The sequence below is a fragment of the Vibrio taketomensis genome, assembly GCF_009938165.1.
Taxonomy (GTDB): Bacteria; Pseudomonadota; Gammaproteobacteria; order Enterobacterales; family Vibrionaceae; genus Vibrio; species Vibrio taketomensis.
The window spans coordinates 1,926,674-1,947,590 of sequence record NZ_AP019649.1 but is presented as its reverse complement, the minus strand read 5'-3'; the positions used below and the strand labels follow the sequence as shown (position 1 = coordinate 1,947,590).

The following is a 20,917-nucleotide window of genomic DNA, read 5'->3' as shown; positions in this document are numbered from 1 at the left end:
GCAAATAAAAAGGCACTCAGAGAGTGCCTTAAGAATATGTAACTTTGCGCTGTTTTGCTACTGACGATAAGTAGAAAGGAAGCGTTCAAAGCGACCGATCGCCGTTTCCAGATCTTCCACGTGTGGCAGAGTTACGATACGGAAGTGGTCAGGTTTGATCCAGTTAAAGCCTGTGCCTTGTACCAGCAGTACTTTTTCTTGGATTAAGAAGTCGAGTACCATTTTTTGGTCATCGTGAATTTTGTACTTCTTAGTATCAATTTTCGGGAATAAGTACATTGCGCCTTTTGGTTTGACACAAGATACGCCCGGAACTTGGTTAATCAGTTCCCATGCGCGGTCACGTTGCTCAAGTAGACGCCCACCTGGCAGGATCAATTCGTTGATACTTTGGTAACCACCCAGCGCCGTTTGAATCGCATGCTGCATTGGTACGTTGGCGCACAAACGCATTGAAGAGAGCATTTCAAGGCCAGCAATATAACCCGTCGCCAAATGTTTAGGGCCGGTTAAGAACATCCAACCACCACGGAAACCACATACACGGTATGCTTTTGATAGGCCGTTAAAAGTTGCCACCAACACATCTTCAGTCAGTGTTGCCACTGAAGTATGAGTTGCACCATCGTAAAGCACTTTGTCGTAGATTTCGTCGGCAAAGATAATCAGGTTGTTTTGACGCGCAATTTCAATTACTTCCAATAGAAAATCACGGCTGTACACAGCACCCGTTGGGTTGTTCGGGTTAATCAGAACGATACCACGAGTTTTTGGCGTAATTTTCTTTTTGATGTCGTCTAGGTCTGGGTACCAATCTGACTCTTCATCACAGATGTAATGCACCGCTTTACCACCAGACAAGGCAACTGATGCCGTCCATAATGGGTAGTCTGGTGCTGGAACCAGCATTTCATCGCCATTGTTCAACAGCGCTTGCATCGACATCACGATAAGCTCAGACGCACCGTTGCCGATGTACACATCTTCAACGTCTAGTGAACGAATGCCTTTTTTCTGGTAGTACTGAACCACAGCCTTACGAGCAGAGTAAATACCTTTAGAATCACAGTAGCCCTGTGAGGTCGGCAAATTACGGATTACATCAACCAAAATCTCATCTGGGGCGTCAAAACCAAATGGGGCCGGGTTACCGATATTTAGTTTCAGTATTTTATGCCCTTCTTCCTCCATGCGTTTAGCATGTTTGAGTACTGGACCCCTAATGTCGTAGCAGACATTATCAAGTTTTGATGACATCCCGATATTTTGCATTGTGTAACGCCTAAAAATAATTAAAATCGTTTACTAAATTACACCAAAATAAGCTTTGGTAGAATTAAAATCTGTAAAAGTCGAATTTTTCATCTTTTAGGTTTGGTAATTATCACAGGATTATGTAAAAGATTGAGTACATCCTTGATTTGAAGCCGCGCTAGAAATACAGTATTCGGCTATTCTGTTAGTTAGAATTCTGTTATTTAGAAATCTCCAGTGAACGAGGTTTATTTGTCATATTTTCAGCAAGCCGTTACCGAACTGATTGAACGAGTAAAGGATGCAAAAGACGAGGTTTCTCGTCTGGTTCAAGTTCTGGAGTATAAGCCTGATTTTGCTTTCATTGATTGGTTGCAAGCTCAGCCTCTTTTTCCGAAGTTTTATTGGCAGTCACGAGATACTCGTGAGGAAGTGGTTGCTTTAGGACAGCTCCACACATTTTTTGACCCTGCACCTGCTTACGCACATTTATCTGGTGAGCAGCGAATTTGGGGGGGACGTTCATTTGATGGACAGACTGCAAAAAATCCAAACTGCCCAGCTTCGTTTTTCTTTCTACCTCAGGTGGAACTGATTCGCCGCGACCAAACTTGGTCTTTAGCGGTGAACATCGGTGTGTCTAAAGCACATGCGGTTGAGAGTTTATCTCAGTTGCGTGGTCAGGTTTCCCGCTTATTACCCCTTTCTGCTCATATTGATCATATCGAACACACGCCGAATCATCAGCAATGGAACTCGCTGGTGGAGCAGGTGCTCAGTGGTATCGAAAATGATGATTTCAAAAAGGTGGTGTTAGCGCGCAAAACAACAGTGGAGATGCAGTCACCTATTTGCGCAGCGCAACTGCTCAAATCGAGTATTGAACACAATCAAAACAGCTTCCATTTTATGCTGGCACAAAACGCGCGACATAGCTTTTTAGGTTCAACCCCTGAGCGTTTGTATTGCCGTCAGGGTAAAGATTTATATACCGAAGCGCTAGCGGGTACCATTGGTCGCGGCGACAGTGCAAGCCATGATTTGGAATTAGCCAATTGGCTGACGCAAGACAGCAAAAACCTCAATGAAAACCAGTATGTAGTGGATGACATTTTTGAGCGTCTAACACCATATTCTGATTTGCTAGAGGTGGAGCCTGAAGCTCAGTTAGTGCGTTTGCGTCAAGTTCAGCATCTTAAACGTCGTATCCATGCCAGCCTCAAGTCTGGTGTTAATGCGGTGCAATTACTCGGGGCGTTACAGCCAACTGCCGCTGTTGCTGGCTTACCGCGCCAAGAATCGATGGACTTCATTCAACAATATGAACCTTTTGAGCGCAGTTGGTATGCGGGCTCAATGGGGTACTTTAGCCTAGGACAAGCTGAGTTTTGCGTCGCGATCCGCAGCGCAGAAATTGTCGATGAAGACGTTCACCTTTATGCGGGTGCGGGCATTGTGCCTGGTTCAATTGCGGAACATGAGTGGCAAGAATTGGATAAGAAAATGGCAACGTTGTTGTCTCTGATTTCTGACCACCCACCATTAGGGGTTGCCTCATAATGCACCAACAAGCTTTATTAAACCGTATTTGGAGCCAGGTGCTGCTAGAAGAGCTGACTCGTTTTGGCGTTGAGCATATCTGTGTGGCGCCGGGTTCTCGTTCGACGCCATTAACACTGGAAGCCGATGCTAACGCGAAATTGACCATGCACACCCATTTTGATGAGCGTGGTTTAGGTTTTCTAGCCCTTGGCCTTGCAAAAGCAAGCAACAAGCCTGTAGCGATCGTTGTGACTTCTGGTACTGCGGTAGCTAATTTGTTGCCAGCAATTGCGGAGGCGAAACTGACCGGTGAAAAACTGGTGGTGTTAACCGCTGACCGCCCAGTTGAATTGGTAGGCTGTGGTGCCAACCAAGCTATCGTACAAAATGGCATTTATTCCAACCATGTGTGTGGTGAACTGCAATTACCGACACCATCTGAGCAGGTACCGCTGCGTTGGCTATTGACCTCGATTGATGAGCAGATGTTTAAACAGCAACGCCAAGGCAGTGCTGTTCATATCAACTGTGCTTTCCCTGAGCCTCTCTATTCTGATTTAGATAAATCGGTGTACCAAAATTATTTGGACAGCGTGGCAAGCTGGCAAGCCAGTGAAGATACCTTTACTAAACAGCTACTTGGTTCTAGTGTTTATCCGTTTGATCTTAGCCAATGGCAAGAGCGTAAAGGTTTGATCATGGTCGGCAGCGTTAGTTATCAAGAAGCGCAGTTGGCGAAGCAACTGTCAGAAAAACTCGCCTGGCCAATACTGTGCGACCCGCAATCTGGTGAAAGCAGTGATTGGGCATACTATGACGCATGGTTGCAAACGGAAAGCGGCAACGCATTGATTGAGCAAACAGAACTGGTTGTGCAGTTTGGCTCACGTATCGTGTCAAAACGTTTTAACCAATGGCTGGCAAAAGCAGGGCTTAAAGATGGGTTTGAATATCACTATGTCAGCCCAAGTCTTGATCGCAACAACCAAGACCATCTGATGCAGTGGCATCACGCTGGCGATATTGCAATGTGGTTAGAGCACGCCTTGTCTCAGCCTTTCAATAAGTCAAACAACTGGGCAGAGCAAGGTTTGAAACTCAGTGAGAAAGTGGCGCACTGCGTTAATGCACAAATTGCTACAGATACTACTCTGACTGAGCTTGCGTTATCTACAACACTGAAAGTATTACCTGATAATACCCAAGTATTTTTGGGTAACAGCCTATTTGTGCGTATGGTGGATATGTTTGGTCAAATAGCGCAACCAGTGTATTCCAATCGTGGTGCATCGGGCATTGATGGCCTAGTGGCGACCGCTGCGGGTACTTATCGTGCCAATAACCTGCCGAGTGTGCTCTATATCGGCGATACGTCACTGCTGTACGATCTCAATTCGCTGGCGCTGTTTACTCATGCCAAGCAGCCGTGTGCGATTGTTGTCACCAATAACGACGGTGGGGCAATCTTTGATTTGTTGCCCGTTCCTCAGACACAAAAACAAAGTTTGTATCAAATGCCACACGGCTATCAATTTGCGAGTGCAGCGCAGCAATTCAATTTAGGTTACTGTTTGGCGACGGATTTGTTAGCTTATCAAGCCAAATTGGAACAGCATCTGACGTCAGGTCAGGGATGTCTGTTAATTGAAGTACAAACGCCAGCAGAGCAAGCATCAAACCAAATCAAAACGGTGATCAAAAATCTCCATGCTAGCTTATAGTTGCCACCAGTTTGACAATCTCAGTGCAGAAACACCTATCGTGGTGTTTCTGCACGGTTTGTTGGGCAGTGGCCAAGATTGGCAAGCCTGTATTGCACATCTTAAAAATCTGCCGATTATCACCCTCGATTTGCCCGCACATGGGCATAGCCAAGCTATTGAACCTGAAGACTTTGTGACGGTTTGTCAGCAAGTCGAACAAACCATCATTTCCTTGGTTCCAACCCATCATCCCGTTGTCATGGTTGGTTACTCTTTAGGTGGGCGAATTGCCATGTATGGCATTGCCAAACACCTTTTTAATGAGCTAAACCTAATCAAGGTCATTATTGAAGGTGGCAATTTTGGTTTGGAGGAGGAGCAAGCACGACAGGCTCGCTGGATCAATGATTGCCAATGGGCAGAGCGCTTTGAGAATGAACCAATCGAACGGGTTTTAAGCGATTGGTACCAACAGCCTGTGTTTTCTTCATTAAATCATGAGCAAAGACAAACACTGGTAGCTAAGCGCAGTGATAATCTAGGCGCCTCAATCAGTCGCATGCTGTTAGCGACCTCTCTAGCCAAGCAACCCGCGTTACTGGCAGAGCTCGCAAAAAGTAATATTGAAACACACTATATATGCGGTGAAAAAGACAACAAGTTTAGTCAGTTAGCTAAACAGAGTGGTTTGTCTTTTTCCCAAGTCGCAGGTGCAGGGCATAATGTTCACCATGAACACCCTCAGGCGTTTGCGCGTGAAATTTTGCATCAATTCAAGCTCGCATCAGCGAGTAATCAACAACAACAGGAATCACCATGGCTAAAACAGTAGGTATTTCAGAAGAAGAACTATACGCACCAGTAAACTGGAATGACTGCAGCGGTGAATATGAAGATATTCAGTACCATAAATCAGAAGATGGTATCGCGAAGATCACGATTGCACGTCCACAAGTACGTAATGCGTTCCGTCCACAAACAGTGAAAGAGATGATTAACGCATTGGCTGATGCACGTTACGACGAGCAAGTGGGCGTGATTATTCTAACTGGTCTTGGCGAAGATGCGTTCTGCTCTGGTGGTGACCAGAAAATTCGTGGCGACTACGGCGGTTACCGTGATGAGGGCGGCACGCACCACCTAAACGTATTGGATTTCCAACGTCAAATTCGTACTTGTCCAAAACCAGTTATCGCAGCTGTTGCTGGCTGGGCGGTTGGCGGCGGTCACGTTCTGCATATGATGTGTGACCTAACTATCGCGGCTGAAAATGCACAATTTGGTCAAACAGGTCCTAAAGTTGGTTCATTCGACGGCGGTTGGGGTGCTTCTTACATGGCTCGTATCGTTGGTCAAAAGAAAGCGCGCGAAATCTGGTTCCTATGCCGTTTCTACGATGCTCAAGAAGCATTAGATATGGGCCTAGTGAACACCGTGGTTCCACTGGCCGATCTTGAAAAAGAAACCGTACGCTGGTGTCGTGAAACGCTACAACACAGCCCAATGGCGCTGCGTTGTCTGAAAGCGGCACTAAACGCAGACTGTGATGGTCAAGCGGGTCTTCAAGAGCTAGCAGGTAACGCGACAATGATGTTCTACATGACTGAAGAAGGTCAGGAAGGTCGTAATGCGTTTAATGAAAAGCGTCGTCCGGACTTTAATAAGTTTCCTCGCAACCCATAATTTAAGAACACTTAGATTGTCAGAGCCATTCTAGCGTTGTCGAAGATGCTCATTTACGCTGGTAAATTGCACGTCTTCTTCTAGCGACAATGACTCTGACTTATTAAGTGCTACTTCAATGTTGCATCAGCAAGTTATAACAATAAAAAAGAGAACAAGGGAAAGATTGGTATGAGAACTGCCAAACTGTATCGCTACGCCTTACCGATGGACAGTGGCGTGATCCTGCGCGATAACCGCTTAAAAGAACGTGAAGGGTTTGTCGTCGAGCTTGGTGAAGATGGTCGTTTAGGTCGCGGTGAGATTGCACCATTACCGGGTTTCAGTACCGAAACGTTGGATGAGGCATACACCCAATTGATCGAACAACTCGCTATGTGGCAACGCGGCGCTGAGATTGATTATTCAGAATTGTGTCCATCAGTCGCATTTGGCTTATCGATGGCACTGCTTGAAATGGAAGATGGCTTACCTATTCAGGGTATTTACCGCTCAGCACCTTTGTGCAGTGGTGACCCAGATGAATTGCTACCAAAACTGATGGCAATGGAAGGTAAGAAAGTAGCCAAAATTAAAGTGGGTCTGTACGAGCCGATTCGCGATGGCATGGTTGCTAACTTGTTTTTGGAATCCATTCCAGATTTGAATCTACGTTTAGATGCAAACCGAGCATGGACTAAAGAAAAAGCGCTGAAATTTGCTAGCTACATTACGCCGTCATTCCGTCAGCGTATTGAATTTATCGAAGAACCTTGCCAACTTCCGGGCGACAGTTTCTCATTTGCGATTGGTACGGGTATTGCCATTGCGTGGGATGAGACGCTACAACATGCAGTACGCAAACCGGATTTTCAGCTTGATGACTTCAATGGTGTGAAAACCATTATTATCAAGCCAACACTGATTGGTTCGGTGCAACTGTGTATTGATTTGATCACTCGCGCTAAAGCGTTGGGCATTAAAGCCGTGATTAGCTCAAGCATTGAATCGAGTTTAGGTTTGACGCAATTAGCTCGCTTTGCCAAATGGCAACTGCCTGACGAAGTGCCAGGGTTAGACACCATTGGTTTGTTCGCCAAACAACTAGAAACGCCTTGGCCAGATGTCGATTTGCCGCTGAGCAGATTGTCCGATCAAGCGCTGATTTGGCAAGCGTAATGGCTTTATCGTCGGTGCATCAATCACCTCTAAAACACTGGGCTCAAATGAGCCCAGATTGTTTCGCATTGCAGACGCACAACAAGCGCTATACATGGTATGAGCTTGAACGTGAGGTTCAAAGATATGCCTATGCCATGCAGCAACAAGGAGTGAAAACGCAAGAAGTGGTGACTTGCGTGGGCAAAAACAGCGCTGAATTGGTGTTGATTTATCTCGCCTGTCTTGAGCTAGGGGCAATTTGTGCCATCACAATGCCACAACCTCAACAAAGTTTAGAGCACAAGCTAGCGACACTTTATCGCAACGAGGACACGGTATGGTGTTGGAGTGCTGAATCGCTCGATTTAAACCATATCCCAAATGGCGTAGTGCCGCTCAAATTTGAGAGTTTGCCATCTCCATCGGAATTTGAGGTTAGCGTTTATCAGTCTGAGCAACTCGCCTCTATCATTTTCACGTCGGGATCTACTGGCTTACCCAAAGCGGTGGCGCATACCAACCAGCAGCATTTGGCATCGGCCAATGGCCTGTTGCAAGGTTTTGCATTTACTCAGCAAGATACATGGCTACTCAGCTTGCCTATGTACCATGTGTCAGGTTTAGCGATTATCTACCGTTGGCTTAGTGTCGGAGCGCAGCTTAAAGTCGGTGGCGGGGATTTACTGCAAGATATCGCAGGGGTTACTCACGCATCGCTGGTGGCGACACAACTGAGCCGTTTACTTGCCAGCCCGCAAGCTTTGAGTCTCAGCCATGTGTTACTGGGTGGCAGTCATGTTGCCCTGTCGTTAAGTCAGCAAGCCGCACAACGCGGTATAGAAACCTGGCTGGGTTATGGTATGACGGAAGCCGCTTCAACGGTGACTGCGAAGCAAATTGATGGCGAGTATAGCGCAGGTAAAGTGTTGGCTAATCGCGCTCTTGAGGTGCGTGATGGTCACATTTATGTCGGTGGTGAGACACTGGCTAGCGGTTATTACACTCAAGGCGACCTGACGCCACTCCTTGATGAGCAAGGTTGGTTTGCTACCAAAGATCTCGGTTACTGGCTAGATAATGGCGAGCTCGTGATTCAAGGACGTGCTGATAATTTGTTTATCTCGGGCGGTGAAAATATTCACTGTGAAGAGATTGAACAAGCAATCAATGCGCATCCCGAGGTGCAGCAATCGATGGTGATTGCTGTAGAAAACGCTCAGTATGGTGCTCGACCGATTGCGTTTGTTGTCAGTGAACAGCCGATCGAATCACTGGATTTACCCGCATGGTTAGATCCCCGCTTAGAGCGCTTTAAAAATCCTGATGACTATTTAGAGATGCCAGCAGAGCTGCTTTCCGGTGGGATCAAAATCTCGCGTCGCGAGTTAAAACAATGGGTAACGGCACACTCCAACTATACAGTTATTTGATAGAGCGAAACTGAATTTCCATCCATATAACACTCACTCATAATAAAACCGTGTTTGAGGTTATATGGATATATTGAAATGAAGTGGATATTGGTGTTAGTGACAGTACTGTGGATAGTTATCGCTACTCAAACTCAAGGCTTGTATCGTGCGTTAGCTGAGTTGTTTGCTTTTGTTAGCGTGCTGAGTTTAGTCGTGATGTACCGCAAGCAAAAACGCAATAGTAAAGTTGTGATTGAGGCAGAAGATCTCTAATCTGCCTCAATGGTTAAGTTCTCAACGCTTAAATTCTACAATATCGACTCTCAACTCTTATCAGCCTAACGTCAGCCACGCCAATGAACTGGTGGAAATCAATACCCATAGGCTAATACCAAACAGCATAGGTTTTGCGCCTGCTGCTTTGAGTTTTTCAATTGAAATACCACAACCAATCAAGAATAGACACACCACCAAACAGCGTTTTGCCAAGGCGAAAATCGAGCTGTAAACCGCTTCAAATTGTGGTAGTAAATCGCTCACGCCAATGGCCACACAATAGAAAATGATGAAGTAAGGAATGGTCACTTTCTTAGAGTCATTACGGAAAATAAACGCACTGATAAAGGCCACTGGAATGATCCACAGAGCGCGAGCAAGCTTAAGAGTGGTTGCAGTAGTTAGTGCTTCCTCACCGTATGCCGACGCTGCACCAACAACAGATGAAGTATCATGAATGGCAATTGCTGCCCATGTACCAAAGGTATGTTGATCTAATGAAAGGGCATGGCCAATAACAGGGAAAATAAACAACGCCAGTGAGTTAAGTACAAAAACGGTGGCCAGTGCCAAACCAATATCTTCGTCTTTGGCTTTGATCGCTGGTGCTACTGCTGCAATTGCGCTGCCTCCGCATATCGCCGTGCCCGCAGAAATCAAATAGCCGAGTTTTTGCTCGAGCTTAAAGACTTTAGTTAAACCCCAACCGATCACCAAGGTGCCGATAATCGTGGTAATAATGATGCCAATACCGTTACTGGTTACGGCCAGTGCCTCTTGGAAATGAATACCAAAGCCAAGCCCAACAATCGAATAGGCGAGCAGTTTTTTAGTAATTTTAGTCAGATTAAACTGGGTTGGTACCAGTCCTAAAGATGCGAGCAAAAAGCCGATCACTAATGCGGTTGGCGAGGATACCCAAGGTGTTAAACAAGCAATTAGCGCCACAAAGAATGGGATAGCACGAGGAAAAAGGTTCATTAAAAGGTACTCGTATAATGTGCCTACTCAAAAAGTAAGTAGGCATAGGGAACGTTATTCTAATTAACCGCATTCGATTAGTAAGTCTGATTGTTTTGAACAGATGTTAAGAAAAACTGAACAACCAAACAGTGACTTATCGGTGCTGTGATTGATTAGCGCCAATCACCACGTAGCTCAGCGACTTTTTGCCACATCAATTGAGTTGTGGCTTGGTCTGGTTGCACAGGATCGCCAGCTTCTATTTCTAATTTCGCCCAGAATCGAGTCGGTAGCCCTTTAAATGCGCGGCCTTTGTAGCGGCTAAAGTAGCTGCCCCACATCCCTTTTAGTGCCATCGGAATCACTGGAACTGGGCTGCGGCGCAGAATAATGTCCATACCACGCATAAATTCGTTCATTTCACCGTCATGGGTTAAGCGGCCTTCAGGGAAAATACACACCAAATGACCTTCGCTGAGTGCTTTTTCTACTTCATTAAAGGCTTGGCGAATGCTGCCTTTGCGTGTGGCGGAAATAGGAATCACCCCAGCGCGATGTAGAAAACGTTTGAGCGGCGGTAAGTTGGCGTAGTCTTCTTCCATCACAAAACGAATCAGTCTCGGGCAAACAGCACTGAGCAGTAGGGCATCCATATAACTAACATGGTTGCAGACGATCAGCGTGCCTCCTTGGCTTGGCAGATGGTGTAGATTCTTATGTTTGACGCGGTAGATAGTGTGAGTGATTACCCACACCAAAAAGCGGACCACAAAGATTGGTACTTGGAAAAATAGATAGCATGCCACTAAAAAATTCAGTGTGGCCAGCAACAAGAACAACTGCAAAATGGAGAGTTCTAGCAGGGTTAAGCACACAATACCTAAAATTGCGCTGCCAACCATAAACATTGAGTTGTAGATATTAAGGGCCGCGACCACTTGAGCTCGCTCGGTCTCTTTGGCTCTCTGTTGCATCAACGCATACAGTGGAACAATAAATACGCCGCCGGAAGCGCCAAGCATTAGCAAATAAGCAAACACTGGCCAAAGTTCTTGGTGACTGATGAATTGGCTAAAGCTGGCAAACTGAGGCAAATCATTGGGTATTGAACTTGCCATTAACCAACCAAAAAGGGTGATGCCAAAACTGCCTAAAGGCACGATACCGACTTCAATGCGATGATTGGAGAGCTTGTCACAGGTTAGCGAACCGATCGCAATGCCAACAGAAAATAGTGCGAGCAAAAACGACACCGCACTTTCATTGCCGTTTAGGTGCACCTTCGTAAAGTTAGGAAATTGAGTAAGATAGGTTGCACCAAGGAACCAAAACCAACTGATGGCCATGATCGATTGGAAAACCACGCGGTCAGATTTGGCAATCGCGAGGGTGCGTTTAGTATGTTTAATCGGCTGCCAACGAAAGCTCAGATTGGGTGCTGAGGCAGGAGCCTCGGGAATATAACGGCTCGCAAGATAACCAAACAGGGCGAATATCACCACGCACGCTGCAGCGACGTAGTTTGCATTTTCAGCGGAGGCGATCACGCCGGCGCCCAGAGTCCCTATTAGAATGGCGAGAAAGGTGCCTGTTTCAACCAAAGCATTGCCCGGAACCAGTTCATTTGATTTGAGCTGTTGCGGGAGTAGGGCGTATTTTACCGGGCCAAAAACGCCGATTGGGTCCCCATTAAAATAGCAATAACAGAAGAATCAAATAGCTTTGGGTGATAAACCCAATAGCCCCTAACGTCATGATGGCAATTTCGGCCAGTTTTACCCTGCGGATAAACCAAGATTTTTCGTATTTATCGGCGAGCACCCCTGCAGACGCAGAGAACAAGAAAAACGGCAGAATAAATAAGCCAGCGGCGAGGTTGATAAACAGGTTGCTCGAGATAGGAAGACTACCCGCGCCAGCAAAGGCAACAAACAGCAACAAAACATTTTTAAAGATGTTGTCGTTAAATGCCCCAAAGAACTGCGTGACAAAATATGGCAGAAAGCGTCGCTGACGCAACAATGACGCTTGATGGTTATGGGGCATTCGCTTTCCTTTGCTTTACCAGTTCTTTAAGTAGTTAGACAGTAGATTCTCAATGAGCTCTTTACCATCAATCGGCTCTGCGGCAAAAAATTTATCGTCAACGCTCAATAACGTAATACCGTGTACACCTGCCCATAATACGCGACTAGCTTGCACGACTTCTTGTTCACTGCGTGAAGGTGCTAACTGTTTCAGCAGATCCTCAAGCATACCCGTCATGTTGTTGATGCGCGAATCTTGCCATTCAGGAAGTGGCTCACCGTTCATATTGTGTTCAAACACTAGTTGCCAGCGGTGTGGATGACGCTTAGCAAAATCATGATAACAATAAGCAAGTTCGTACAGCGCTTGGGTGTAATCTTGGCTTTGGGTGATTTTTTCTTTGGCTTCTAACGCTAGTTCATCTGTGGTTTGCGCGACAGCATGTAACAGCAATAGATTATAGTTGCCAAATACGTTGACTAGAGTGCTTGGAACATAACCAATCATTTGTGCGATTTTGCGCAAACTTAGCTCGTGGTAGGAACTATGGTTGAGGAATTCCTTAACCGCGTTTAGCGTCATGATGACGAGTTGTTCTCGAGTGTGATCGTTTCGACGAGCCATAGTGAAAAGTTAAAAATGAACGTTGTTCAATATTTTATTGGGTGCTTAATTGAGCGTCAACTAAACACCCTCGCAAATTTGCAATATTCTGATACATGTAATCAGCTGTCGAATCTATCTTTATTGGGCCTATCAAGCTAAGATTAAGATCCTAATAATACTAATGCGAGTGGGTAAAATACTCAGTCCGGTACCCTAAAGGAAACACATGAAACGACTTTTTTCTCTCGTGGCGTTGCTGATGGTCTCAGTGGCTATTACGCCCGTAGCTGAAGCTAAAAAGTTCGGTGGTGGTAAGTCTTTTGGTAAGAGCTTTAAGACCGCGCCAGCACCAAAGCAGCAACAACAAAACACGAACACCATTGGCAAAGAGCAAACGACTAAACAGTCTTCAAGCAAGAAAGGCTTGATGGGTGGTATTTTAGGTGGCTTGTTGGCTGGTGGTTTACTTGCAGCCTTCTTTGGCGGTGCATTTGAAGGTATCCAGTTTATGGATATCTTGATCATGGGTCTGATTGCATTTGTGATCTTTAAACTGATGCGTGGCATGCTTGGCGCTAAGCAGGGTAGTATGAATCAGCAGCGTCAACAACACGCTTACAGCGGTTCTACACCTAAATTTGAACAGCCTAATGTTCAAAACTTTGAGCAACCACAAAACGTAAACCAAGGTGGCTTTGGTGGTTTCGGCGCGCAAACCGACGTACCACATAATTTCCCTCCTGGTTTTGACCAAGCAGCATTTGTTAACGGCGCTCGTGAGCACTACCGTATTTTACAAGGCGCGTGGAACCACAACCAATTGGAAACGATTGAAGAATACGTATCACCAAGTTTGTACGCGGATCTTAAAGAAGAGCGTGCTAAGCTTGATGGTGAACAACATACTGACGTGATGTATGTTGACGCTGAAATCGTTCGTGCTGATTACGACGCGCAAAAAGCGCAGTTGAGCCTACAGTTCAGTGGCCGTTACCGCGATGCTGTGGAAGGTATTGAAGAGAACATTGAAGATATCTGGCACCTAGAACGTGACCTAACGGTAGCAAACGCACCATGGTTGATTGTTGGTATTCAAGGCTAAGCCTCGATAGCAAATGAATAGATAGAACGCCCGGGTCACTCTCGGGCGTTTTTTTATTCTTTACACACTGAGTGTATAATCGGAAAGGAAATTGATAACAACAAATAAAGGAAAGTAAGATGGCTCAATTTAAGTACAAACAGTTATCACAACAACAGCAAGATCAGTTGGACGCGGCAGTCTTTCGTAAACTGCTTTCACACCTTGATGAAAATAAAGACGTACAAAATATTGATCTGATGATTTTGGCGGGCTTTTGTCGCAATTGCTTTAGCAAATGGTATAAAGCAGAAGCGGAAAACCAAGGTTTAGCGTTAGATATTGATGATGCTCGCGAGCGAGTTTATGGCATGACGTATGATGAGTGGAAGCAAAACCATCAGCCAGAAGCGACCGCTGAACAACTAGCTGCATTTGAAGCTCGTCAGAAGAAGTAAGTGACGAAAGCAGATTAAAGAAATGGGCATCAAGTGATGCCCATTTTCAGTTTTACAAGCAGCCTAATGTTTCAAACTCACTCAGTTTTGTTTGATAGGGTGTGAGATCGCCAATATGATTCGTTACCCAATCAGGGTTGTAATAAGTATCTAAGTAGCGTTCACCACTGTCGCAAAGTAGGGTAACGATTGAGCCAATTTCGCCTTTTCTCTTCATTTCACAGGCGAGTTGTAGAGCGCCAAACACGTTTGTCCCTGTTGATGCACCAACCTTTCTACCGAGCTTTTGTTCAAGCCAATGTGCCGTTGCAACCGAAGCCGCATCGGGAATTTTACGCATTTCATCGACGACACCGGCGATAAAACTTGGCTCAACGCGCGGACGCCCAATCCCTTCTATTTTACTACCAACTGCGGAAGTGAGTTCGGTATTACCACTATGGTAATAATCAAAGAATACAGAATTGTCAGGGTCAACCACACATAACTTGGTTGGGTGTTGTTGATAACGGAGAAATCGGCCAATGGTTGCAGAGGTACCGCCTGTGCCTGGGCTCATCACAATCCATTTAGGAATAGGGTGCGCCTCGAGCGTCATCTGATTGAAAATTGAATCGGCAATATTATTGTTACCACGCCAGTCGGTTGCTCGCTCGGCATAAGTAAATTGATCCATGTAGTGTCCATCGAGCTCTTTGGCTAAACGGCGTGATTCTGCATAAATTTGGTCAGATCGTTCAACAAAATGTGCCTTACCACCGTAAAATTCGATTTGCTCAATTTTCTTTTTAGCTGTGTTTTGGGGCACAACGGCAATAAAGGGCAACCCAAGTAATCGAGCAAAATACGCTTCAGACACAGCAGTACTGCCAGAGGATGACTCGATAATCGTCGTTTTTGGACCAACCCAACCATTGCTGAGTGCATAGAGAAACAATGAACGAGCCAGTCGATGTTTGAGTGAGCCAGTCGGATGGGTACTCTCATCTTTTAGGTATAGGTCAATACCACTAATGCAAGGTAAGTCGAGTTTGATTAGATGAGTATCGGCTGAACGTCGATAATCAGCTTCAATTTTTCGTACTGCGTTATTGGTCCACTCGCGTAGATGACTCATATACGTTCTCCTCGAATTTTTAGTCAATCAGCTTAGAAGTTGTTATTCAGAGCTCGTTGCTTTTTCTAAGCTTGGTTCTTGTTCTGGATGCACCGCAATATAAGTAATAGTGCAATAGAACCGATATTTTTAAGTTGTTTAATTAGAGTAATAATTTAACTATAAATGAGGAGAAATGGTTTGCTTTGTTTGCTGTGATTGGTCTGTTTTGTAGAAACATTTTCTATATTTTCATTTCTCAGGAGAAAGAATGGTGGGGTTTGTAGTGTGTAATAATGCTGCTGATTGAGAAGGGATGAATCAGTACTTGGTTTGCCTGTCATCCCTTCACTCTATTTAGTCAGTAAAGCGCATGACGCCTTCTTGCACTGCTGTTGCGACTAGATCACCTTGGCGGTTGTAAATCTCACCTCGTACGAGACCTCGCGTGTTACTTGCTGTTGGGCTTTCGATTACATAAAGCAGCCATTCGTCCATTTTGAATGGACGATGGAACCAAATGGAGTGGTCAATGGTGGCGACTTGTAGTTTTGGCGTAAACAGAGAAACACCATGTGGATGCAAAGCAGTCGTTAAGAAGCCCCAATCTGACGCATAGGCAAGGATGTATTGGTGAATCAGTTGGTTATCTGGCATTTCACCATTAGCTTTGATCCAAAGATATTGCTTTGGTTCCGCTTTTTCTGGTTTGAGCGGGTTGATCACGGTTACCGGACGCATCTCAATTGGTTTTTCACCACAGAAGATTTTCTGGATTTTTTCTGGCAGGAATTGTGCGATTTTAGATGCAAGTTCTGACTCAGAAGCATAGTTTTCTGGCCCAGGAATCGTTGGCATACTGTTTTGGTGCTCAAATCCTGGCGCATCACCGTGGTAAGACGCGGTGAGATAGAAAATAGGGCGACCATTTTGAATCGCTTTTACACGACGAGTGCTAAAACTACGGCCGTCACGCAAGTTTTCTACATCGTAAATGATCGGTTTTTCTGGATCGCCAGGGTAGAGGAAATAACTATGGAATGAGTGGACGGTACGCTCTGGATCAACCGTGTAACGCGCAGCAGACAATGCTTGGCCGATCACTTGTCCACCGTAGACTTGTGGTAGGCCAAGGTTTTCACTTTGACCACGAAATAGGCCTTCTTCAAGCTTTTCTAACTGCAATAAATCCAGCAGCTCTTCTAATGGTTTACTCATTACATTCTATCCAAATACTAAGATGTGATTATTCTACAGAATTCACTTTGATTTTAGATCAATCGGTTACAAAACTTACACCGAAGATCTCATGTTGCCCTAAGCATATTGAAGTCGCTTTTAAACTTAGTCAAAACTCGGTCAATAGTGAACGATTGCTCATGACACTGTGTTTTTCCAAGTCTATAATTTATCGGTACAGCGTTTTTTATTCTCATATATTTAATTCTCATAGAGAGGCATTATGAAAAAGGCATTGATGTTATTGACGTCGGTGGTATTTGGGGCGGTATTAGTGGGTTGTCAAAACGAGCCAACAGCTTCTACTTCTAAGGAGCAAGTGGTGCAAGCAGAAATGAATCATGCAGTAACAGGTACGGTTGCTTACCGTGAGCGTATCATGCTACCTGACAATGCGATTGTCACAGTAAGATTGCAAGATATCTCACTGGCTGATGCGCCTGCTAAGGTACTAGCAGAGCAAGTGATGGAAACCAAAGGTGCGCAAGTTCCGTTTGCTTTCTCTTTGAATTATGATGGTGATGAGATTCAACCTGGCCACACTTACTCAGTAAGCGCACGTATTGAAGTGAACGGTAAATTACGCTTTATCACAGATACAATTTACCCAGTGATTACTGACGTTGAGCAAACCAAAAACCTTAATTTGATGCTGGTTGGCGTACGTTAATTAGCCTGATTATGGGATAGATAATGGCAGCGTTATGGCTGCCATTTGTATTTTCTGAGGTTGATTCTACCATTCACGTTACATTCGATGTCTTCATCTAATAAACGCTTTCTTTGACGCTGCAAATCGGCCCCTTTCAACGAAATTTGGCCTTGGCTATTGACCACGCGATGCCATGGTAATTTTGAACCTTCTGGGAGATTGCCCAAGGCTTTACCCACATGACGCGCGTAGCCGGGATACCCTGCCATTTTGGCAACCTCACCGTAACTTGTAACTTTTCCAAACGGAATTTGTTGAATTACGGCAAAGATTTGCGCTAAAAATTGATCCATACTTAGTGACAATATTGGTTTTATGAGTCTGCTGACGACTATTTTGCAATGAATGCAATTGAAATCAATATCCGATTTTGCAAATTCCAGGAAGGAATAAGGAGTTGGGATGCTGTTTGCAACTTGTCAATTTTTTGCCGCACTGCTTTTGGCAGTTGTTGGTGCACGGGCGCTTGGATTGAGCGAAGGCGATATACCACTTATTGCAGTGTTGATCCCCGCGATTTGGTTAGTCCAACAACGCAGTTTTGCCTATGCGGTATTCTTCATATCTGTTTTCATTTATGGGATGACTTTAGCTCATCAACATGTCGCGCTTTCGGTCAGTATTTGGATTCTGTTTCCTTTGCTGATGGTGGTGTTTTCAAAACGTTCTAACCTAGTGGTGGTCTTTATCGCGTCACTCATTGTGGTGACGTTGCAGGTAGGTATTATTGCTACTCAATCGGCGGGTAATCTCGGTGGTAGTGCTGCCATGACTATTTGTCAGACTGTTTCGGTGATCATGATCTGGTGGTCGACGAGCCATTGGAAGCCACAACCCGTTCACCGATGGTGGTCTCTCGCCTTGTTAATACCGATGTGGCTAGCTCAGTCAGTCTATGGCATTTTATTTGCGCTGACTTTGGTCGGTATTATGTCGATGTTAGAGAGCTTGCTAAGAGTCAAAGATTTTAACTGGGGCAGCCTTATGTGCTGGTCTTTACCTACAGTAGGATTTTCTGCATTGGTAATCAGCCCTAATATTGATGTGCCTAATCCAGTCTTTGTTGTGTGGTTATGTTTTCTCGCGACAGCTTGGGTATCGGACTACATACTGCAAAACTTCGAATACAACGAAGAGACATAATGAGTGCAGTATATGTGCAAAATGTGGCATAATTGACCAATCTTTGTTCACTCTTGCGTGATGTTCACAGTCAAAAAAATGATGTGAATGCGCGCCAGAGAGTTAATCAATTAAATCAGGTCACAAGTGCAACGATTTATCGCCTTACTTTTCATGCTTTCTTTTACCGTATCTTCTACTTTTGCTGATACGCGTATTCGAGTGGGCATGGAAGCTGATGATATTGTTACTCACACCTTATTTAGCGCGATCTCAGAGCATTTTCATCTATCTACCGACTACGTTTACTATCCCAGTTTTAATGACATACTAACCGCGGTTGAAACTGGTGAAGTCGATTTTGCTGCCAATGTTACCTTTACCGAAGAACGGTCTAAACGCTTCGATTTCTCAAGTCCGACCAATATTGAATACACGTATTTGTTTACTCGTGGTGGTAAGAAGTTAGAGCAGCTCGGTAGTATTGGTGTGCCCAAAGGCACCATCTATGGTGAGTTGATCGCTAAAAACTACCCGCACATCACTCAGGTTGAATACGATGGGCAAGATGTTGCGCTCAGGCTATTTAAGCAAAACCAAATTGAAGGGATTGTGGATGCAATTAACCAGTTAAAGCCTCTTTTGCTTGCCGGCTATGATGCGCAACTGCTCAATCATCAAATCTCTATCAAACCTGTGTCACTTATTGCGACAAAAGGTAAGCATCTCGCTCGACTCGAGGAATTTGAAGCTTTGGTGCATAGTGCTCAAGTTCAAAAAGCATTGCGAGAAAACATCACACAATATCAATTTGATTTGCGCCAAGAAGCGTTAAGAAATCTTGCGACAAAGCTCGGTGTGGATCGCTCCAGACCGCTCAAAGTCAAAATCGAGTCCATAGGTCAGTATGCTTACTATCAAGACGACGGAAAGTTGGTAGGAATTACTCCTGAGGTGTTATTTTCTGCGTGTGAAATATTGCAATTTAACTGCCAATTGATGAGTCAACCTGGTGAAGCGTGGGAGACAATGTACGATGACTTCCTTGCGCAAAAAGTTGATGTAATTTCACCGATCGCAATATCTGAGACTCGTAAGGAAGTCACCTATTTCAGCAAACCGTATTTTGTATCCAATGCAATTATTGTTAAGCGTGAAGGCTACAAGAATGGTGTGTATAGCAATGTGTCGGAGCTGATTATTGAACGTATCGGCGTCGTGACGAATGATATTTATCATGAATTGTTGCTCGACTTATTGCCTCAAAAAGATCTACATACCTTCTCTAATGACGAAGAACGCATCAACGCTCTGCTGAGCAATGAAATCGATTACATCATAATCAATCGTTCAAGCTTTAATAAAGTGTTACGTGAATCCAAAGAGATTTTGCCGCTTGAGGAAGATTCATTAATTCGAGATTTCTATTCGACCGATGTGGCGATAGGCTTTGCTAAAACCCCGCAGGGGCAAATACTCGCAGAGTTGTTCTCACAGGCAATTACGATGTTGAATGTGGAGAAGATTGTCGGCCAATATAACATCATGCCTGATTGGAAAGCGACGCTACTGAGTGAGAAGCGTTTGGCAAGGCTGACGTTGTCGGTGATCATTTTGATTTTGATTGCTTCTTTGCTCTTAAGTCTCTACTTCAACCATCAATCGAATACCGATAATTTGACTCGGTTGAAAAATCGAAGATCCTTGACCCGTCGATATAACAAAGGTGTGCAGCCCGATCAGACCTTGGTTTATTTGGATGTGAACAAGTTTAAACCAATTAATGACACCTATGGTCATGAGGTTGGAGATCAAGTACTGAAAGAGTTAGCGCATTACATTATGCGTTATTGGAAAGGGCAGAGTTATCGAATTGGTGGCGATGAATTTATTTTGGTAGGGACAGTGAGCGCTGTCGAACTCAGTCATGCGCTCTTGAATCTACAAAAGATAAAGTTTAGGTCATCTGCGAATGGCGTTGAGTTAGAGATAAGTGTGGCATTTGGCGTATCTAAACCTCGTCGTGATGTCATGTCGTTAGAAAATGTAATGCATGAGGCCGATCTTTCGATGTATGCCAACAAACGTAAAGCGCGGCTGATTGAATCGCGTTTTGCACAGAACGAACAACAAGCTGATCTGGGCGTGAGCTAGTAGCGCAGTGCATAAATCTGACTGATTTTTAAACGAATAAATAGCAGGTCTGTCTATTTGATAGGCGTTTGATTCAAAAAGAACATTTTTATTGTGTGTTGGGCTTGCAATGGCTGCAGTGATACCAGATAATCCCCTCACTCTCTGGAAACAGAGATGAACTATGGAGGCCTGGTCCTCCCGCAACAATAGCTCGTGAACTCGGTCAGGTCCGGAAGGAAGCAGCCGCAGCGAGTGACTTGTGTGCCGGGATGTGGCTGGGTCTCCACCCAATTTAGAAAAGCCGCTCAATGAGCGGCTTTTTGCTATCTGCAGTTTTATTTTTGCTTCTCTTTTATGTTTCGGCATTGCCCACATTTTTGCCAATGAAGAAAGACGACTTTCTCAATATGTTCGATATCTCAATTGAAACACAAGAGATAGCGGAAATGATTTGCATGAAGGCAAG

The 20,917-nt window shown here is 44.8% G+C and carries 18 protein-coding genes, 1 other RNA gene and 1 pseudogene; 13 read left to right on the top strand and 7 right to left on the bottom strand.

Annotated features, from left to right (window positions below; translation table 11 throughout):
* Positions 1-57 precede the first annotated feature (57 nt).
* On the bottom strand, positions 58-1,272 hold the full coding sequence (locus Vt282_RS08795) for a pyridoxal phosphate-dependent aminotransferase (protein WP_162046038.1): 1,215 nt from the start codon (positions 1,270-1,272) through the stop codon (positions 58-60).
* A 234-nt stretch (positions 1,273-1,506) separates the two neighbouring features.
* Here Vt282_RS08795 and Vt282_RS08790 point away from each other — a divergent pair, with 234 nt between their 5' ends.
* The 7 genes from Vt282_RS08790 to Vt282_RS19915 all read left to right on the top strand — a co-directional run bounded on the left by Vt282_RS08790 (position 1,507) and on the right by Vt282_RS19915 (position 9,007).
* Positions 1,507-2,814, top strand: coding sequence for an isochorismate synthase (locus Vt282_RS08790; RefSeq protein WP_162063161.1), 1,308 nt, complete (start codon positions 1,507-1,509; stop codon positions 2,812-2,814).
* Entirely contained in the window at positions 2,814-4,517 is a 1,704-nt protein-coding gene (gene menD, locus Vt282_RS08785) for a 2-succinyl-5-enolpyruvyl-6-hydroxy-3-cyclohexene-1-carboxylic-acid synthase (protein ID WP_162063160.1), read from the top strand. Before Vt282_RS08790 ends, menD begins: the two co-directional genes overlap by 1 nt.
* On the top strand, positions 4,504-5,331 hold the full coding sequence (gene menH, locus Vt282_RS08780) for a 2-succinyl-6-hydroxy-2,4-cyclohexadiene-1-carboxylate synthase (RefSeq protein WP_162063159.1): 828 nt from the start codon (positions 4,504-4,506) through the stop codon (positions 5,329-5,331). The genes menD and menH overlap by 14 nt, the downstream gene beginning before the upstream one ends.
* Positions 5,316-6,182 carry a 1,4-dihydroxy-2-naphthoyl-CoA synthase gene (gene menB, locus Vt282_RS08775; RefSeq protein ID WP_162046042.1) on the top strand — a complete coding sequence of 289 codons (867 nt, stop codon included), beginning with the start codon at positions 5,316-5,318 and terminating at the stop codon, positions 6,180-6,182. Before menH ends, menB begins: the two co-directional genes overlap by 16 nt.
* A gap of 171 nt (positions 6,183-6,353) precedes the next feature.
* Positions 6,354-7,340, top strand: a complete 987-nt coding sequence (menC, locus tag Vt282_RS08770) for an o-succinylbenzoate synthase (RefSeq protein ID WP_162063158.1) — start codon at positions 6,354-6,356, stop codon at positions 7,338-7,340.
* On the top strand, positions 7,340-8,752 hold the full coding sequence (gene menE, locus Vt282_RS08765; protein ID WP_162063157.1) for an o-succinylbenzoate--CoA ligase: 1,413 nt from the start codon (positions 7,340-7,342) through the stop codon (positions 8,750-8,752). Before menC ends, menE begins: the two co-directional genes overlap by 1 nt.
* 78 nt (positions 8,753-8,830) lie before the next feature.
* Positions 8,831-9,007: a hypothetical protein gene (locus Vt282_RS19915; RefSeq protein WP_167515603.1), complete on the top strand. Its 177-nt coding sequence runs from the start codon at positions 8,831-8,833 to the stop codon at positions 9,005-9,007.
* Positions 9,008-9,067: 60 nt separating this feature from the next.
* On the opposite strand, the gene Vt282_RS08760 is transcribed toward Vt282_RS19915, so the two are convergent.
* From Vt282_RS08760 to Vt282_RS08750, 3 genes and pseudogenes are all read right to left on the bottom strand, one after another.
* Positions 9,068-9,991, bottom strand: coding sequence for a YeiH family protein (locus tag Vt282_RS08760; protein WP_162063156.1), 924 nt, complete (start codon positions 9,989-9,991; stop codon positions 9,068-9,070).
* A gap of 155 nt (positions 9,992-10,146) precedes the next feature.
* Positions 10,147-12,019 (bottom strand): annotated as a pseudogene (locus Vt282_RS08755) (MFS transporter).
* Between the two features lie 15 nt (positions 12,020-12,034).
* A complete protein-coding gene (locus Vt282_RS08750) occupies positions 12,035-12,625 on the bottom strand; it encodes a TetR/AcrR family transcriptional regulator (RefSeq protein WP_162063155.1) in 591 nt (196 codons plus the stop codon).
* Positions 12,626-12,833: 208 nt separating this feature from the next.
* On the opposite strand from Vt282_RS08750, the gene Vt282_RS08745 reads away from it, so the two are divergent.
* Entirely contained in the window at positions 12,834-13,709 is an 876-nt protein-coding gene (locus tag Vt282_RS08745) for a Tim44 domain-containing protein (protein ID WP_162046048.1), read from the top strand.
* A gap of 119 nt (positions 13,710-13,828) precedes the next feature.
* The gene (locus Vt282_RS08740; RefSeq protein WP_162046049.1) at positions 13,829-14,146 is read left to right on the top strand and encodes a DUF1244 domain-containing protein; all 318 of its coding nucleotides are present in this window, start codon (positions 13,829-13,831) and stop codon (positions 14,144-14,146) included.
* Between the two features lie 52 nt (positions 14,147-14,198).
* On the opposite strand, the gene Vt282_RS08735 is transcribed toward Vt282_RS08740, so the two are convergent.
* Both Vt282_RS08735 and tesB read right to left on the bottom strand, forming a co-directional pair.
* Positions 14,199-15,263 (bottom strand): PLP-dependent cysteine synthase family protein, encoded by a 1,065-nt coding sequence (locus tag Vt282_RS08735; protein WP_162046050.1) that lies wholly within the window; start codon positions 15,261-15,263, stop codon positions 14,199-14,201.
* Between the two features lie 336 nt (positions 15,264-15,599).
* On the bottom strand, positions 15,600-16,460 hold the full coding sequence (tesB, locus tag Vt282_RS08730; RefSeq protein ID WP_162046051.1) for an acyl-CoA thioesterase II: 861 nt from the start codon (positions 16,458-16,460) through the stop codon (positions 15,600-15,602).
* Between the two features lie 244 nt (positions 16,461-16,704).
* Between tesB and Vt282_RS08725 the strand changes: the two genes are divergently transcribed.
* Positions 16,705-17,151 carry a YbaY family lipoprotein gene (locus tag Vt282_RS08725; RefSeq protein ID WP_162063154.1) on the top strand — a complete coding sequence of 149 codons (447 nt, stop codon included), beginning with the start codon at positions 16,705-16,707 and terminating at the stop codon, positions 17,149-17,151.
* Between the two features lie 32 nt (positions 17,152-17,183).
* Here the strand turns inward: Vt282_RS08725 and Vt282_RS08720 are convergent, their stop codons facing one another.
* A complete protein-coding gene (locus Vt282_RS08720; RefSeq protein ID WP_162046053.1) occupies positions 17,184-17,486 on the bottom strand; it encodes an MGMT family protein in 303 nt (100 codons plus the stop codon).
* Positions 17,487-17,595: 109 nt separating this feature from the next.
* Here Vt282_RS08720 and Vt282_RS08715 point away from each other — a divergent pair, with 109 nt between their 5' ends.
* The 3 genes from Vt282_RS08715 to ffs all read left to right on the top strand — a co-directional run bounded on the left by Vt282_RS08715 (position 17,596) and on the right by ffs (position 20,735).
* Entirely contained in the window at positions 17,596-18,336 is a 741-nt protein-coding gene (locus tag Vt282_RS08715; RefSeq protein ID WP_162046054.1) for a VP0952 family biofilm-associated protein, read from the top strand.
* A gap of 126 nt (positions 18,337-18,462) precedes the next feature.
* Positions 18,463-20,469, top strand: coding sequence for a GGDEF domain-containing protein (locus Vt282_RS08710; RefSeq protein WP_232055043.1), 2,007 nt, complete (start codon positions 18,463-18,465; stop codon positions 20,467-20,469).
* A 169-nt stretch (positions 20,470-20,638) separates the two neighbouring features.
* Positions 20,639-20,735: signal recognition particle sRNA small type (gene ffs, locus Vt282_RS08705), an RNA gene on the top strand.
* Positions 20,736-20,917 lie beyond the last annotated feature (182 nt).